This is a genomic window from Streptomyces sp. NPDC037301 (assembly GCF_055602785.1).
The window spans coordinates 32,213-47,350 of the sequence record NZ_JBVJWD010000030.1 but is presented as its reverse complement, the minus strand read 5'-3'; the positions used below and the strand labels follow the sequence as shown (position 1 = coordinate 47,350).

The following is a 15,138-nucleotide window of genomic DNA, read 5'->3' as shown; positions in this document are numbered from 1 at the left end:
TCGTGTTCGACTTTCTTGAAGGTTACGACCTGCTGGGGGCCTTCTGGGTGACGGTGCAGCTCGCCGTCTACTCCGCCCTCGGCTCCCTTATATGGGGAACGCTGCTGGCCGGAATGAAGGTCAGCCCGGTCCCCCTGATGCGCGGCTTCGCCACCGCGTACGTGAACGTGGTCCGGAACATTCCGCTGACCGTGATCATCGTGTTCTCGTCGCTGGGTCTGAACCAGACGCTGACCATCTCGCTCGGCGCCGATGTCATCGAAGACATCAACTTCCGGCTGGCCGTGCTCGCCCTGGTCGCCTACACGGCCGCCTTCGTCTGCGAGGCGCTGCGCTCCGGCATCAACACAGTGCCGGTCGGCCAGGCCGAGGCGGCGCGCGCACTCGGGCTGAGCTTCACGCAGGTACTGCGGCTGATCATCCTTCCTCAGGCGTTCCGCGCGGTGGTCAACCCGTTGTCCAACGTGCTGATCGCACTGACGAAGAACACCACGATCGCCTCCGCGATCGGCGTCGTCGAGGCCTCCTACCTGATGAAGGACATGATCGAGGCCGAGGCCCAGCTGATCCTGATCGCGCTGGTCTTCGCGTTCGGCTTCGTCGTCCTGACCCTCCCGACCGGCCTGATCCTCGGCTGGGTGAGCAAGAAGGTGGCGGTGAAGCGATGAGTTCCGTCCTCTACGACGCCCAGGGGCCCCGCGCCAAGCAGCGCAACATCCTCTACACGGTGCTGTTCGTCCTGGGCGCCGCGGCCGTGGTGTGGTGGGTCTACGACGGCCTGGCCGAGAAGCACCAGCTCGACTGGATCAAGTGGAAGCCCTTCTTCACCAGCTCCCAGCCGTGGGAGACGTACATCTGGCCGGGCCTCCAGAACACGCTCAAGGCGGCGTTCTTCGCTCTGCTCATCGCGCTGCCGCTGGGCGCCCTGTTCGGCATCGGCAGGCTCTCGGACCACCGCTGGGTACGGATGCCGGCCGGCTTCGTCGTGGAGCTCTTCCGCGCCGTCCCGGTACTGATCCTGATGATCACCGCGAACGCGGTGTACGCGGAGTACACCGCCATCGACACCGAGACGCGTCCGCTGTACGCCGTGGTGACCGGACTGGTGCTGTACAACTTCTCGGTCCTCGCCGAGATCGTGCGGGCCGGAATCGAGACCCTGCCGAAGGGCCAGGCGGAGGCGGCCAAGGCGCTCGGCATGCGCAAGAGCCAGATCATGCTGTCCGTGCTGCTGCCGCAGGCGGTGACGGCCATGCTGCCGGCGATCGTCAGCCAGCTCGTCGTCATCGTGAAGGACACCGCGCTCGGCGGCGCCATGATGACCTTCCCCGAGCTGCTGGCCTCGATCCGCCCGATGAGCGCGAACTACGGCGCCAACACCATCGCGTGTTTCACGATCATTGCCCTGATCTACCTCGCGCTGAACTTCGCGCTCACCACGTGCGCGAACCGGCTGGAGCGGTGGCTCCGGCGCAAGAAGAAGGTGAAGGGCACCGCGCCCGGGGGCGCACCGGAGACCATCGGCACTCCGGCGCTCATCACCGATGACGGACACGCCGCCTGACGGCTCGTCGAAATGCGTTCACGAGGGGCGGTGGCAGATGAGCCACCGCCCCTCACCGCTCTTTGGTGTCGCTTGACGCAAGCACCGCCAGTAGGTTGCATACGTTCTGTGATCGCGCCCCCTGTCCTCTCCGTCGCCACGCCTCCTCAACCCTCCATCCACCTTTCGAGCCGCTCGCTTCTCGCGTCCGCGTCGTTTGAACGGATCCCAGGAGTCGCGCCGTGGACCCGGTGATCGTCGTCGGTGCCGGGCCGGTCGGCCTGGCGCTGTCGCTCGCCCTCGCGGCGCAAGGCGTTCCCTCCGTCCTGCTCGACGAGGACCCGGGCAAGGACGAGACACGCCCCGCCCGCACCGTGGTGCTGCGCGAGGACACCGCGGCCCTGGTGGAGCGGCTGGGCTGCAAGGCGCTCCGGCACGAGGGGGTGCGGTGGTCCGGGTGGCGGTCGATGCGGCGCAGGCAGTTGGTGCGTGAGCTGCCGCTCGGCGAGGACTCCTCCGAGGGTGATCCGTTGCCGGCCCCCATCCATCTGCCCCAGCATGTACTGGCGCGCGGGCTGCGGGACGCGGTGGTCGCGCAGGAGCTGGTGCGGGTGGCCCCGTACAGCCGGATCGGCACCCTGGAGCAGGACGCCACCGGCGTCACCGTGCACACCAGGGAGCCGAACGCGACCTGGTGGCGCGGGAGTTACCTGGTGGGCTGCGACGGCGCCAGGTCCACCGTGCGCAAGCTGCTCGACATCCGGTTCCCCGGGCGTACGGCGGTGGAGCGGCATGCCGTCGCGGCGCTGCGCACCGAGCTGCCCTGGCCCGGGCAGGCCGTGCTGCACCGGCTGCCGCCGTGGCGCACCGGCGGCGCCGAGGTGACCGCGCGGCCGCTGCCGGACGGCGCCTGGCGGCTGGACTGGCTGCTTCCGCCGCGTGGCGAGCTCGTCACCCCGGACGCCCTGATCACCCGGGTCCGGGACACCCTGGCGGGCTGGTGCGGCGAGACACCGCCGTACGAACTGCTGGACACGGGCGTATACACGCTGCACCACCGGCTCGCCCTGCGCTGGCGGGTCGACCGGGCCTTCCTGGCCGGGGATGCCGCCCATCTGCTGGGCGCGCTGGGCACCCAGGGGCTCGACGAGGGGCTGCGGGACGCCGAGAACCTGGCCTGGAAGCTGGCCCAGGCCTGGCACCACGGCGCCTCCGACGTACTGCTCGACAGCTACCAGGCGGAGCGCCGGGCCGCGGTCGCCGCACGGCTGCGCGCCGCGGACCAGTCGCTGCCGATACTGCGCGGCGGCGGAGGTCTGCGGACCTTGGTACCGGGGAGCGCACGGGGGCACGATTCACTGCTCACCGACGGACATCTGGGGTGTGGCCCCCTCGGTGCGCCCCCCTCGTACTCGCACTCGCCCCTTGCGCCCGCACGCGCCGAGGCGCACACATCTGTGGGTACGCCCCCCGGTGCGCCGGTCACCGATGTACGGGTGACGGCACCCGACGGCACGACCGTGCGGCTGCGCGAGCGGCTGGGGCAGGGTCATCTGCTGGTGGTCCTGGTGGCGCCCGGAACCGGGGTGTGGGACCGACGGCACTGGATGTCCGCGGGCGTCATGCCCCGCCTCGTCGCGGCTGTCGACGCGCTGCCGGTGAAGGGCGAGCTGCTGGTGACCGAGAGCTATCCAGGGGCGTCGGCGCACACCGTGCTGCTGATCAGGCCGGACGGTCACCTGGTGGCGTCGTTCGACGGGGTACGGCCCCCGGAGCTCTTCGCAGCGGCGGACGCGATGCGCGGCGGCGCGGCACACACCTCAGCACGCTCCGACCGGACAGCGGACATCAATTGACCATCGCAGGCGCACATGGTGTACTCCGGAACGTGATCGACACCGATGTGCGCCTGTGGCGGAGGGTCCATATGGACCTCGTCCGCTATGCGGGCTGTATGTGTCGCCCGTCCTGCTGAATCGCCTCCTCCTGCCGCGCCGTGCGCTCTGTCGTGCGGCTGTGCATCCGCGCGAACCCTCAGGACGGTCTCTGTGTCTGCCCCTTCGTCACACTCTGTACGCATGTGCTCCTCCACCGCCGACGGTGCTACCGGTCCGACGGCCGCAGAGCTGCTCGATTTCGTCCGCGGGGTCGCCGCCGACGCCGAGATCGTCGCCTCGCTCCCCCTCGATCCCGAGGGCCGCACATGGGTCCAGCTGGAAGGACCGGGCGGCAGTGAGGCGTGGCTGATCGGCTGGCCGCCGGGTACCGGCACCGGCTGGCACGACCACGCCGACTCGATCGGCGCCTTCACCACCGCAGTCGGTAGCCTCAAGGAACTGTCGCTCGCCGCCCGGCTGCCCACCGACGGCTGGAAGACCCTCGAACTCACCGAGGGCATCGACCGTTCCCGGCAGTTGGCCCCCGGCCAGGGCAGGGCATTCGGCCGCCACCACGTCCACGAGGTGCTGAACGAGTCCGGCACGGAGCACGCCGTCTCCGTCCATGCGTACTACCCACCACTGCCGCAGATCCGGCGCTACAGCCGTACCGGTGCGGTGCTCCGTCTCGAGCAGGTCGAACGGCCGGAGAACTGGCAGTGAGCGACAGTCGTCGGGGTGGTACGGAGCCGGTCGGTATCGACGAACTGCTGGAACGGGTCCGGGCCGGGTTCGTCCGGGTCGGCCCGCAGGAGGCGGTCGCGGCCGCTGCGGACGGTGCGCTGCTCGTGGACATCCGCTATGCGGAGCTGCGGGAACGGGACGGACTGATTCCGGGGGCGCTGGTCGTCGAGCGCAACGAGTTGGAGTGGCGGCTCGACCCGCAGGGAAGCCATCGGGCCCCGGAGGCGGTGAGTCACGATCTCCACATCGTGGTGCTCTGCAACGAGGGCTATGCGTCGAGTCTCGCCGTCGCGTCCCTGCGGCAGCTGGGGCTGCATCGGGCGACCGATCTCATCGGCGGATTCCAGGCGTGGCGCGCGGCGGGGCTTCCGGTCGAGGCCTGACGGACGGCGCTGGGACGGAGCAGGGGCGGGAGTGTCGAGCTGGAGGACGGCGTCGGGGCGGGTGGAGTCGGGCGGGGCGTCCCAGCCGCAGGACGCCGACGCCTGATCCCGTCGGAGGTTCACTGCCTGGACGTGGCCACCTCCACCGGGCGGACCCTGAGTGCCAGTCGCCCGGGCAGCGCCGTGGCGGTCAGTGCCAGCAGTGCGGCGGCGCCCACCACCGTCGCGAACACCAGCGGCAGAACCGCGGGCGCCGCACTACCGGTCATGCCGATGCTGAAGGCGGTCAGTACAGCCAGTGCGATACCGCTGCCGAGGGCAGCGGCGATCAGCAGGACCGACAGGGCCTCGATGCGGAGCATCCGCAGGACCTGACGCCGGGTCGCGCCGGCCAGCCTGAGCATGGCGAACTCCCTGATGCGTTCGGACACGGACATGGCAAGGGTGTTGACGACCGCGATGGCGGTGAACGCCAGGACCAGGCCCATGGCGAGATGGTTGACCGCCGCATTCTCCTGCTGTCGGTCCGCCTGGAGCCGGTCGGCGGTCGCGGGGGCGAGTACGGAGACACCGGGGAACTGCTCGAGTGCGGCGGCGAGTTCGTCGCGGTCGCTGTTCCCGGCGACCAGGACGGTGGCGGCAAGGGGGTTGTCCATGTGGCGGGCGAGCAGCTCGTGGGGCAGGGTCAGGTCGCCGAAGCCCAGGCCCCGGCTGTAGACGGCGGCAACGGTGAGGGTGGCGGGGGTGCCGTCGCCGAGGTGGAGTTTCAACTTGCTGCCGGGGTGAAGGCCGAGCCGGTCGGCAGCGAGCTCACTGATCGCGACGGTGCCGGGGCCGGAGATGAACTCGGTGAGCGATCCGCTCGTCACGTCAGGATCCCAGGTGCGGGCGAGTCCGGCCTGGGTGACGCCCTGGGCCGGGTACTTGTCGAGGCCGACGCGCACGGTGGTCCGTACGACCTCGGTGGCGGCCGTGACACCCGGCGTCCTACGGATGGTCTCGGCGGCCGCGGACGGGACACCTGGCCCCTGCGCGGCCAGTACCCAGGTGGCGCGGACGCCGTCGTGGGCCTGGGCGCGGGCGGCGTCGCCGAGCGTCGGCTGAACGAAGAGAACCGTGCAGGTCATCCCGATGAGCAGGGTGAGCGGGGTGACGACGGAGGCCATCCGGGTGGAGTTCCCGCGGATGTTCGCGGTCGCGAGCGGTCCGCCGGAACCTGCCAGTCGAAGTGGTCCCGCAAGCAGTACAGAAGCCAGTCGCACGAGGAACGGCCCCAGCAGTGACACGGCCGTGGCCGACACGACGACGGCCAGGAACGTGACAGGGGTCGCGGCGGCCTCGGTACGCAGGACGCTCAGTACGGCGACGAGAGCGGCGCCGCCCGCGAGCAGCACGAGACCCGCGACGATCCGGCCGCGGGCCGGGCCGCGCTCGACCGTGGACTCGGCCATGGCCTCGGCGGGACGGATACGGGCGATGCGGCGGCCGGAGATCCTCGCCGCCGCCCAGGCGCCGAGGAGAGTGACGGCCAGGGCTGCGCAGGCCGGGAAAACGCCTGCGGTGCGTTCCAGGGTCGCCGGGATCACGCCCATGTCGATGAATCGACTGTGCAGCCAGTCGGCGAGGGGCAGTCCGGCAAGTGCGCCCAGGGCACCGGAAACGGCTCCGACGGCCAGGGCCTCACGGCCGAGGAGGCGGCGGACCTGACGCGGGGTGGCAGCGATGGCGCGGAGCAGGGCCAGTTCGCGGTGGCGCTGCTGGATGGAGAGCGCGAAGGTGCCGACCACGACGAGGATCGCGACCAGGAGGGACGTACCCCCCATGGCGCCGCCCATGGAGACCAGCTTGATACGGGCTCCCGCGGCGTCCAGGAACTCGACGGGCCCGCGGTCGTCACCGGTGGCGACCTGCGCGGTGGTGCCCTTGAGCGCCTGTTCGACCTGCTGCTTCAGCCGGTTGAGGTCGGTACCGGGCGCGGGCATCACGCCGAGGGCGCTGATCCGGCCGGGGCGGGCGGCAAGTCGCTCGGCCTCGGCGGTGGAGAAGAAGAGCGAGGACTGCTGCCGGAGATCGCCCCGGCCGGCCGGGGCCGCAATGCCACTGATGCGGTACGGGCGGGGGGCGCTGGTGGACTGGACGACGATCCGGTCACCGGGCTTCAGGCCCTTCTGCTCGGCGAGGCCGCGGTCGATCACCACGTCGTCCTCGGAGGCGGGGGCGCGGCCTGAGACGAGAGCGAAGGGGGTGAGTGGGGCGGAGTCCCAGGAGTGGCCGTACGAGGGGTGGGCGGCGAACTGGGGCGCGGACCGAGTCACGGGCTGGGCCAGGAAGGTCAGCTCGGGAACGACCTTCCGTACGCCTTCCAGGTTGCTGATCCGGTCAGCGACGGCCGTGGACAGCCAGGCGCGCTCGGCGACCGGCTTCGACTTGTGTTTGACCTTGGCTTTTCCGTTGCCCTTGTGCTTGACGGTGGTGCGGTGGACGTTCTGGTCGGCGGAGACCACGAGCGGCGCGGCGGCATAGCGTTCGGTGACGATCCTTCCGCGCAGGCCCGTCTCCAACAGCGTGCCGCAGGCGGTGATGAGGGCGGCGGCACACATGAGGGCCAGGAAGGCGCCGAGGAATCCGCCCTTACGGTCCCTGATCGTCTGCAGGGCATAGCGCAGCATCATGATGCGTCCGTCTCTTTTCTGTTGTTGTCCGCCGGGGTCACGGCCGGGTCCGGGATCCCGGTCGGGTCCGGGATCCCGGTCGGGTCCGGGATCCCGGTCGGGTCCGGGATCCCGGTCGGGTCCGGGGCCACGGCCGGGTCCGGGGCCGGGTCGCTTCCGCGTTGGAGCTGCTCGAAGAGGACGAGGTCGGCGCGCAGGGCCAGTGCACGCGGGTGGTAGCTGGTGGCGTGCCCAGCGTCTGTGTCGTGCACGACTGCCATGGGTGGCTTCTCTGCCATGCGTCACACAGTGCTCTGTGCACAGATGTCCGTGCACTGGAGCGCGCCTGCGTCTTCGTGCTGGGGCTACCCCCCGCACGCCGTTCGCCAATCCCCCGTATCCGCCCCGACACACCCGAACGCCACGCTCCGGTGGAGCAATCCCCGTACCCGACAGACATTCACCTCAACGCCAAGGACCGACGTGACGGAGACCTCGCACCCATGCCGACCCCCACCCTCACCCCCGACCAGCTCGACGTTCAGGCCGCTCGCCTCCATGACACCGAGGCGTGGCAACAGATCCTCTCCGGCTGGGACCTCACCACCCCCGAGCCCGTACTCCCCTCCTCCCCCGGCACCTCGGAACAACTGCCGGTCAGCCACCCGGCCGACTGGCGTGACCTGCTGTCCGTACCGGTCGACCAGCTCATTGCCGACTCCGTCCGTGCCTTGCCGGCGACCGCGCCGCGCGAACGGCCCCTTCCCGGGCGCCTGGGTGCGATCCTCCCCGACCGGCTCCACTCCTGGCGGCGCATCGGACAGCCCGAGGTGCGTCCCTCCACCCATCTCGCCTGCGCACGACAGATCCTGACCGAGTGGGGCTGGCAGAACACCCCGTACCGGTTGCGCAACGCCCGCGGCGCGCGGTGCATCTGCGGCGCCCTCCTCACCGCGCACCGCCTGGGCTACGGCTCCCGCGACACCGTGGACCGGGCCGGCGCCTGGCTCGTCGCCGAGCTCCGCTCCCAGGGCTGGACCGGGCTGATCGGACCCTGGAACCGGCGCCCCGGCCGCACCGCCGCAGATGCGCTCGCCCTGATCGACGCCACCATCAGCCGCGCCGCTCGCGCAGGGCAGTAATCACCACAACCGCCCTGCCCAGTACGGGCCCGGTCAGTAGGGCTCGTCCAGGCCTTCCGTGTCCTCGCCCTCGTCTTCCAGCGCCTGCCGCACCACGCGCAGGGCCATGCCTTCCCCGTATCCCTTGCGAGCGAGCATGCCCGCAAGGCGGCGCAGCCGCTTGTCGCGGTCCAGGCCGCGAGTGGAACGCAGCTTGCGCGCGACCAGCTCTCGGGCGGTCGCCTCCTCCTGCTCGGAGTCGAGCTGCCCGACGGCCTCGTCGATCACGGCGGAATCCACCCCCTTGGTGCGCAGCTCACGGACGAGTGCGCGGCGGGCCAGCCCTCGGCCGTGGTGCCGGGACTCCACCCAGGCGTCCGCGAACGCGGCATCGTCGATCAGCCCGACATCCTCGAAGCGCGACAGCACTTCTTCGGCCGCCTCGTCCGGGATCTCCCGCTTGCGCAGGGCATCCGCAAGCTGCTTTCGGGTGCGCGGGGTCCCGGTGAGCAGTCGCAGACAGATGTTGCGCGCCTGCTCGACCGGGTCTCGCGGCTCCCCCTTCTCGGCCCTCGACGAGGAAGGGGAGCCGCTGCTCCTGGAGCGGGAGCGGGCACCACGGCCCGCCCCCTCACCGAATCCGGCGCCCGAGCCGGCGCCGTGGCCGGCCTCCGGCTCGTACGCGCCCTCGGACTCGGCCGTGTGTCCGGCGGCGAATTCGGGGCCGGGACCGGCGCCATGGTCAGTGGCGCTGACCGGCCACTCCGTACGACGCGTCACGGTCTAGCTCTTGGCCGCCGCGGTCTTGGCCGGCTTGGCCTTGCCGGCCGGAGCGGGCACCGACTTCGCGCTGTCGGCCGAAGCGGCGGCGCCGCCCGCCGCATCCGCACCGGGCTCGGCGGCGTCGGCATCAGGCCTGACGCCGACGCCCAGCTTCTCAAGGATCTTCTTCTCGATCTCATTGGCGAGATCGGGGTTGTCCTTGAGGAAGTTACGGGCGTTCTCCTTGCCCTGGCCGAGCTGGTCGCCCTCGTACGTGTACCAGGCGCCCGCCTTTCGGACGAAGCCGTGCTCCACACCCATGTCGATCAGACCGCCCTCGCGGCTGATGCCCTGGCCGTAGAGGATGTCGAACTCGGCCTGCTTGAAGGGCGGCGCGACCTTGTTCTTCACGACCTTGACGCGGGTGCGGTTGCCGACGGCGTCGGTGCCGTCCTTCAGCGTCTCGATCCGGCGGATGTCGAGGCGCACCGAGGCGTAGAACTTGAGCGCCCGGCCACCGGTCGTGGTCTCCGGCGAGCCGAACATCACACCGATCTTCTCGCGGAGCTGGTTGATGAAGATCGCGGTGGTCTTGGACTGGTTGAGCGCGCTGGTGATCTTGCGGAGTGCCTGGCTCATCAGGCGGGCCTGCAGACCCACGTGCGAGTCGCCCATCTCGCCCTCGATCTCCGCACGCGGCACGAGCGCCGCGACGGAGTCGATGACGATCAGGTCGAGGGCGCCGGAGCGTACCAGCATGTCCACGATTTCGAGGGCCTGCTCACCGTTGTCCGGCTGGGACAGGATGAGGCTGTCGATGTCGACGCCGAGCTTCTTCGCGTACTCGGGGTCGAGGGCGTGCTCCGCGTCGATGAAGGCCACCGAGCCGCCGAGCTTCTGCGCATTCGCCACCGCGTGCAGCGTCAGCGTCGTCTTACCGGAGGACTCCGGTCCGTACACCTCCACCACACGGCCGCGCGGCAGGCCGCCGACGCCGAGGGCCACGTCGAGGGCAGTCGACCCGGTGGGGATCACCTCGATGGGCTCGTTCGGCCGCTCGCCGAGGCGCATCACCGCGCCCTTGCCGAATTGCCGTTCAATCTGTGCGAGTGCGGCGTCCAGCGCCTTCTCGCGGTCGGTTCCTGCCATGGGTTCCACCCGATTTGCTTGAGTCGATCGCTTCACGTCAAAGACGCTAACCCCTGCCACTGACAATGGGCCTCGACGTCCTCCCGGCCTGTGGACAACTCCACGGTCGGGCCCGGGAAAACCCGGCCGGAATCCCATGAGAATGGATGTTCGATTTTGATGTCAAGCACACCGCGTCGGACCGAACTGCCCCCAGCGTAGCGCCCTAGCACTCCGCCCCCGAGGGAGTCAAGATCAGCGAGCGACACCACACTGAATCCGACCAAATAGGGACAGAACCAACAGGCAAAGTGGCTCTGGTGGCCGGGGCGACGCGGGGTTCGGGCCGCGGCATCGCTGTTCAGCTGGGTGCGACCGGAGCGACCGTCTACGTCACGGGGCGGACGAGCGGGTCGCAGCGCTCGGAGATGAACCGCCCCGAGACCGTCGAGGAGACAGCGGCTCTCGTGGACGAGGCCGGCTGCCACGGAATCCCGGTTCGGGTGGACCATCTGATGCCCGAGGAGGCCGGCGCGCACGTAGCCCGCATCCGGAGAGAACCGGGCTGTCGGCATGCTCTCGTGAACGACATCTGGGGAGCGGAGATCGAGTGGAACAAGTCGGTCTGGGAATCCTCCCTGGAAACCGGGCCGCACACCCTGCGCCCGGCCGTGGACACCCATGCCAGGCGAACTGGCGTGACGCGATCGCACACTCGCCCCATTTCGCCATCTCCGAGAGCCCGGCGTCCCGGCGGTGGCCGCGCTCGCGCAGGACCCCCGGGTGTCGCGCTGGAACGGCATGTCGCTGTCCAGCGGGCAGTCGGAGAAGGTCTACGGCTCAGCCGACCTCGACGGCAGTCGGCCCGATGCCTGGAGATATGTCACCGAGGTCCAGGGCCCGGGCCGGCCGGCCGGTCGGCCAGCCGACGTAACGGGCTATCGCTGAGACGAGCCCCCACCACCGAGCCGGTCAGGCACGTTCCGGATGCTCCCCGGCCCCGTCCTGTCCGCCCCGGCCCTCATTGCTCCCGGCAGTCCGCCAGGACCGGCGCAGCCGCGTGAGTACCGGCTCACCACGTTGCTGGTGGCGGCCGTGCACCCGCAGATCGTCTGTCACGTCGTACCGCTTCACATAGGCGCCGAGGAACGCCTGAAGCGTGGCGACGGCCGGGATCGCGATCAACGCACCCACGGCACCCATCAACGCCGTGCCCACGATGACCGATCCGAAGGCGACCGCCGGATGGATGTCGACGGTCCTGGAGGTGAGCTTGGGCTGCAGCGCATAGTTCTCGAACTGTTGATAGACCACGACGAATCCGAGCACCCACAGCGCGTACCAGGGGTCGACGGTGAACGCGATCAGCATGGGCAGGGCGCCCGCCAGATACGTACCGATCGTCGGGATGAACTGGGAGACCAGCCCGACCCAGATGGCGAGCGCGGGCGCGTACGGAACACCGAGGATCACCAGCAGGATGTAGTGCGCGATCCCGGAGAAGAGTGCCATCAGGCCGCGCGAGTAGAGGTAGCCGCCGGTCTTGTCGACCGCGATCTCCCAGGCCCGCAGGACCTCGGCCTGCTTGGCGGGTGGCAGTACGGAGCACAGCGCGCGCCGCAGTCTGGGGCCGTCGGCGGCGAAGTAGAACGAGAACAGGAAGATCGTCAGAAGACGGAACAGCCCGCCGAGCACGGTGGTGGAGATGTCGAGCACTCCGGTCGCGCTGTTCTGGACGTACTTCTGCAGCCAGTCGGAGTGCAGCACGCTGTCCTGGATCTCGACCCGGGAGAGCTCGGTGTGGAAGCTCTGGTTGACCCAGTTGATCACCGAGTCCAGATACTTCGGGAACTCCTCGACCATGTCGACGATCTGGCCCGCGAGCATCGAGCCGAGCAGCACGACGAAACCGGCTGCGGCTATCAGCACGACGAGGAAGACCAGGAAGGTGGCAAGGCCGCGACGCATGCCGCGCGACGACATCCGGCTCACCGCGGGCTCGATGGCGAGCGCCAGGAAGAACGCGATCAGCACATTGATCAGCAGCCCGATGAGCTGGTCGAATGCCCAGCTGCCGAGCTGGAAACAGGCGTAGAGCGCCAGGGCGAGCACCATGGCACGCGGCAGCCACGCGGGCATACGGGCCGACCCGTAGCCGGTCGGCGGGACCGGCGGGGCGGGCTGGGTGAGAGGCGTCTGGGTCTGGGCTGTCTCGTCTGTCGGTGACACGGCTCCAGTCTCGCCTACGGCTGCGACAAACAGCCGCCCACCCCGGACAACATCACAGGTCCGGCCATTGACGAGCCGGCGATCAGCGCTTGTCGGCGGGGATGCCGACCGCCGTACAGACACCGCGCCAGACATCCTTGGCCTCCCAGCCCGCGGCCAGCGCCTGGTGCACCGTCTGCCCGCCGAGCTCGGCCATCACATGATCGCGCGCGAAGGAATCGGCGTATCCCGCGCCGAAGTGGTCCGCCATCCGTTCCCAGAAAATCGTCAACCGCATGACCTCAGTATCCCGCTCCTGAGAGTGCAGCCAGGCCGCTACGTCTTGCCGAGAGCGCTTACCGCCCTACGGTCGGTCCATGGCTGGAACCGGAACAAGTCCCCTCAACCGTGCCGAGCAGTTCATCTGGCTCACGGCCCGTGCCCTAGAACAGCGGCGGTTCGCCCATCACTTCCTGAAAGGAAGTGCGGAGGCCGTGGAGACCGCACTCGCCGCCTATCTGAATGAGGACGGCGGATACGGGCACGCACTCGAACCCGATCTGCGTGGCCCCGTCAGTCAGCCACTGCACACCGCGCACGCACTCAACGTCCTCGACTCCATCGGCTGCTGCAGCGGGCTGCGAGTGGAGCGGATCTGCCGCTTCCTGACCGAGGTGTCCACCAAGGAGGGGGCACTGCCCGCTCTCCTGCCGTCGCAGCGCGGCTATCCGGCGGCACCGTTCATCCCGATCACCGACGACCCGCCCGCGGCACTGTTGACCACCGGACCCGTCGTCGGGCTCCTGCACCGCAATGCGGTGTGGCATGCCTGGCTGTTCCGGGCCACCGATTTCTGCTGGGCGGCGGTCGACGCTCTGGACCGGTCGCATCCGTACGAGATCGAGGCGGCGCTCGCCTTTCTGGACGGCGCTCCGGACCGGGCCCGTGCAGAGGCGGCGGCCGACCGGCTCGGGCGGCTGGTGCGGGAACAGCGGCTCGCCGTGCTGGATCCGGAGAGGAGCGCGGAGTACCCGGTGACGGCCGGATACGCACCGGGCGAGCAGCACTTCCCGTACGACTACGCCCGTACACCCGATTCGCTCGCCCGCCGCTGGTTCACCGACGAGGAGCTGGCCCGCTCGCTCGACCATCTTGCGGCCGAGCAGCAGACGGACGGCGGCTGGCCGGTGAACTGGCGGCAGTGGGCGCCTGGGACGGCTCTGGAGGGACGGCCCATCGTGACGCTCAAGGCGCTCCTGACACTGCGGGCCCATGGGCGCAGCCTCGACTGAGACCAGGCGGGCAAGGCGGCGCAGCGGGCTCGTAGCCCGGCCCCGTGCGCTGCGCGCTGTGTGCAGTGCGCCGTGCCCCGTGCACCCGAGCCGTGCCGCCGTGCATGTGCCGTCCGTGTCGGTCAGCCGACTGCGGACACGCCGTCTGCCCCGGCAGCGGTGTCGCGCAGCAACAGGGCCGCGATGGCCAGCGCGGCGCCACGTGGCGACGATGGATCGAGTCCGGTCAGCTCGGTGAACTTGGCCAGCCGGTTGTCGACGGTGTTGGGATGCAGCCCCAACAGTGCCGCGGTGAGGCGCCTGTCCTGGTGCTGTGCCAGGTGCGTGCGGAGGGTCTGCAGCAGTTCCGGGCGGCCCGCGGCGGGGTCCAGCAGGGCGGCGATGCGGTGGCTGCTGGGGCCGGGGCGCGACAGATGGAATTCGAGGAGTACGTCGTCGAGGCTGTGCAGCCCGGGCGGCAGACCGCATGTGCGGGCGACCCGGAGGATCTCCACGGCCGTCCGCGACGCCTCGGGGACCGCCTCGGGTGCCACTGCCGGGACGGCGGCGATCCGGACTTCGGCCCCGCAGGCACGGGTAAGACGATGGGCCAGGTCGCCGGGGGGCTCGCAGCCCTGCGGCACGACGGCCCGTCCGGTTCCCGCGTCGAAGAGAAAAAGCAGTTCTGTGCCGAATCCCTGGTCGAGCACGGTCTGGATGCGACGCATCCGTCGCCGTACGGTCACCGCGCTCCCCAGTTCCGAGCCGCCCGATTCCGGATCGGCGTCGGCCGAGGGTTCCAGGACAACAGCGAGCACGAGCGCGGGCCCGTCGAGACCGAGGTGCTCGAGCAAGGCACGGCCGGGTTCCAGCGTCCCATCGAGAAAACCGCGTACCAGGGAGCGGCGCTGCTCGCGCTGTTCCGCTTCCAGCGCGGATCGCTCGTCCATATAGGTCTCGGCCACTGCACCGACCAGAGAGTGGTGCGACTGGAGCAGCAGATCGACCAGTTCGATGAGCGCACCCTCCTCACCCGGCTCGGCGGTCTCACGCAGCGACTGCCACAGGACGTATATGCCGAGCGCGTGACTGCTCAGCAGCAGATGCAGCGGCATCCCTTCCTCGGCACGCTGCGCCGCCCGTTCGCGGAAGAGGCGGAGCCCGCCGGAACCGGGGTGTGGTTCCGTGGCGCGGCGGAGGAAGAGGCGTACGCCGTGCCGGATGGTCGCGGCGATCTCCAGGTCCTTCACGTCGTCCGGGAGTCCGGCGTATCCGGGGAGCTGCTCGAAGGAATGGCGGGTCATGCGCCGCGCCAGCTCATTGACCTTGGGCTCGCAGCGCAGGGCGAGGACCCTGGCCCCGTCGGACAGTGGCATGGCGGCGCTCCCTCTCCCCCGGCAGCCCTTGTGATGTGTCACAGTACGCAGCTCATCGAGATGTGACGAGGGCG

Annotated in this window: 15 protein-coding genes and 1 pseudogene; 9 read left to right on the top strand and 7 right to left on the bottom strand. The window is 69.9% G+C overall.

The genetic code is table 11. The annotated features are described in order from the left end of the window. Positions 1-2: 2 nt before the first annotated feature. The 6 genes from ACZ7IB_RS33960 (at position 3) to ACZ7IB_RS33935 (ending at position 4,547) form a co-directional block, all read left to right on the top strand. Positions 3-668, top strand: a complete 666-nt coding sequence (locus ACZ7IB_RS33960; RefSeq protein ID WP_072488401.1) for an amino acid ABC transporter permease — start codon at positions 3-5, stop codon at positions 666-668. Continuing rightward, positions 665-1,564 carry an amino acid ABC transporter permease gene (locus ACZ7IB_RS33955; RefSeq protein WP_470917857.1) on the top strand — a complete coding sequence of 300 codons (900 nt, stop codon included), beginning with the start codon at positions 665-667 and terminating at the stop codon, positions 1,562-1,564. The genes ACZ7IB_RS33960 and ACZ7IB_RS33955 overlap by 4 nt, the downstream gene beginning before the upstream one ends. A 221-nt stretch (positions 1,565-1,785) precedes the next feature. After that, positions 1,786-3,399 carry an FAD-dependent monooxygenase gene (locus tag ACZ7IB_RS33950; RefSeq protein ID WP_470917855.1) on the top strand — a complete coding sequence of 538 codons (1,614 nt, stop codon included), beginning with the start codon at positions 1,786-1,788 and terminating at the stop codon, positions 3,397-3,399. Positions 3,400-3,431: 32 nt separating this feature from the next. Next, positions 3,432-3,518 carry a putative leader peptide gene (locus tag ACZ7IB_RS33945; RefSeq protein WP_470917921.1) on the top strand — a complete coding sequence of 29 codons (87 nt, stop codon included), beginning with the start codon at positions 3,432-3,434 and terminating at the stop codon, positions 3,516-3,518. 103 nt (positions 3,519-3,621) lie between these two features. Continuing rightward, a complete protein-coding gene (locus tag ACZ7IB_RS33940) occupies positions 3,622-4,143 on the top strand; it encodes a cupin domain-containing protein (protein WP_470917854.1) in 522 nt (173 codons plus the stop codon). Then, positions 4,140-4,547: a rhodanese-like domain-containing protein gene (locus ACZ7IB_RS33935; protein ID WP_470917852.1), complete on the top strand. Its 408-nt coding sequence runs from the start codon at positions 4,140-4,142 to the stop codon at positions 4,545-4,547. Before ACZ7IB_RS33940 ends, ACZ7IB_RS33935 begins: the two co-directional genes overlap by 4 nt. Positions 4,548-4,666: 119 nt before the next feature. Here the strand turns inward: ACZ7IB_RS33935 and ACZ7IB_RS33930 are convergent, their stop codons facing one another. After that, positions 4,667-7,219 (bottom strand): FtsX-like permease family protein, encoded by a 2,553-nt coding sequence (locus ACZ7IB_RS33930; RefSeq protein ID WP_470917850.1) that lies wholly within the window; start codon positions 7,217-7,219, stop codon positions 4,667-4,669. Beyond that, positions 7,216-7,497: a hypothetical protein gene (locus tag ACZ7IB_RS33925; RefSeq protein WP_470917848.1), complete on the bottom strand. Its 282-nt coding sequence runs from the start codon at positions 7,495-7,497 to the stop codon at positions 7,216-7,218. Before ACZ7IB_RS33925 ends, ACZ7IB_RS33930 begins: the two co-directional genes overlap by 4 nt. Before the next feature lie 204 nt (positions 7,498-7,701). On the opposite strand from ACZ7IB_RS33925, the gene ACZ7IB_RS33920 reads away from it, so the two are divergent. Then, positions 7,702-8,340, top strand: coding sequence for a DUF6197 family protein (locus tag ACZ7IB_RS33920; RefSeq protein ID WP_470917847.1), 639 nt, complete (start codon positions 7,702-7,704; stop codon positions 8,338-8,340). Positions 8,341-8,373: 33 nt separating this feature from the next. Here ACZ7IB_RS33920 and recX read toward each other — a convergent pair whose 3' ends face one another. Continuing rightward, positions 8,374-9,099, bottom strand: coding sequence for a recombination regulator RecX (gene recX / locus ACZ7IB_RS33915; protein ID WP_470917845.1), 726 nt, complete (start codon positions 9,097-9,099; stop codon positions 8,374-8,376). A gap of 3 nt (positions 9,100-9,102) precedes the next feature. Then, the gene (gene recA / locus ACZ7IB_RS33910; RefSeq protein WP_470917843.1) at positions 9,103-10,230 is read right to left on the bottom strand and encodes a recombinase RecA; all 1,128 of its coding nucleotides are present in this window, start codon (positions 10,228-10,230) and stop codon (positions 9,103-9,105) included. Between the two features lie 290 nt (positions 10,231-10,520). Between recA and ACZ7IB_RS33905 the strand changes: the two are divergent. Next, positions 10,521-11,157: pseudogene (locus tag ACZ7IB_RS33905) on the top strand (hypothetical protein). 24 nt (positions 11,158-11,181) lie between these two features. Here the strand turns inward: ACZ7IB_RS33905 and ACZ7IB_RS33900 are convergent. Together ACZ7IB_RS33900 and ACZ7IB_RS33895 are read right to left on the bottom strand one after the other, a co-directional pair. Continuing rightward, positions 11,182-12,348, bottom strand: coding sequence for an AI-2E family transporter (locus ACZ7IB_RS33900; protein ID WP_470917919.1), 1,167 nt, complete (start codon positions 12,346-12,348; stop codon positions 11,182-11,184). Positions 12,349-12,520: 172 nt separating this feature from the next. Beyond that, positions 12,521-12,715: a DUF3046 domain-containing protein gene (locus ACZ7IB_RS33895; RefSeq protein WP_266357346.1), complete on the bottom strand. Its 195-nt coding sequence runs from the start codon at positions 12,713-12,715 to the stop codon at positions 12,521-12,523. Between the two features lie 79 nt (positions 12,716-12,794). On the opposite strand from ACZ7IB_RS33895, the gene ACZ7IB_RS33890 reads away from it, so the two are divergent. Next, a complete protein-coding gene (locus tag ACZ7IB_RS33890) occupies positions 12,795-13,709 on the top strand; it encodes a hypothetical protein (protein ID WP_470917841.1) in 915 nt (304 codons plus the stop codon). A gap of 122 nt (positions 13,710-13,831) precedes the next feature. Here ACZ7IB_RS33890 and ACZ7IB_RS33885 read toward each other — a convergent pair whose 3' ends face one another. Next, positions 13,832-15,064, bottom strand: coding sequence for a PucR family transcriptional regulator (locus ACZ7IB_RS33885; RefSeq protein WP_470917839.1), 1,233 nt, complete (start codon positions 15,062-15,064; stop codon positions 13,832-13,834). Positions 15,065-15,138 lie beyond the last annotated feature (74 nt).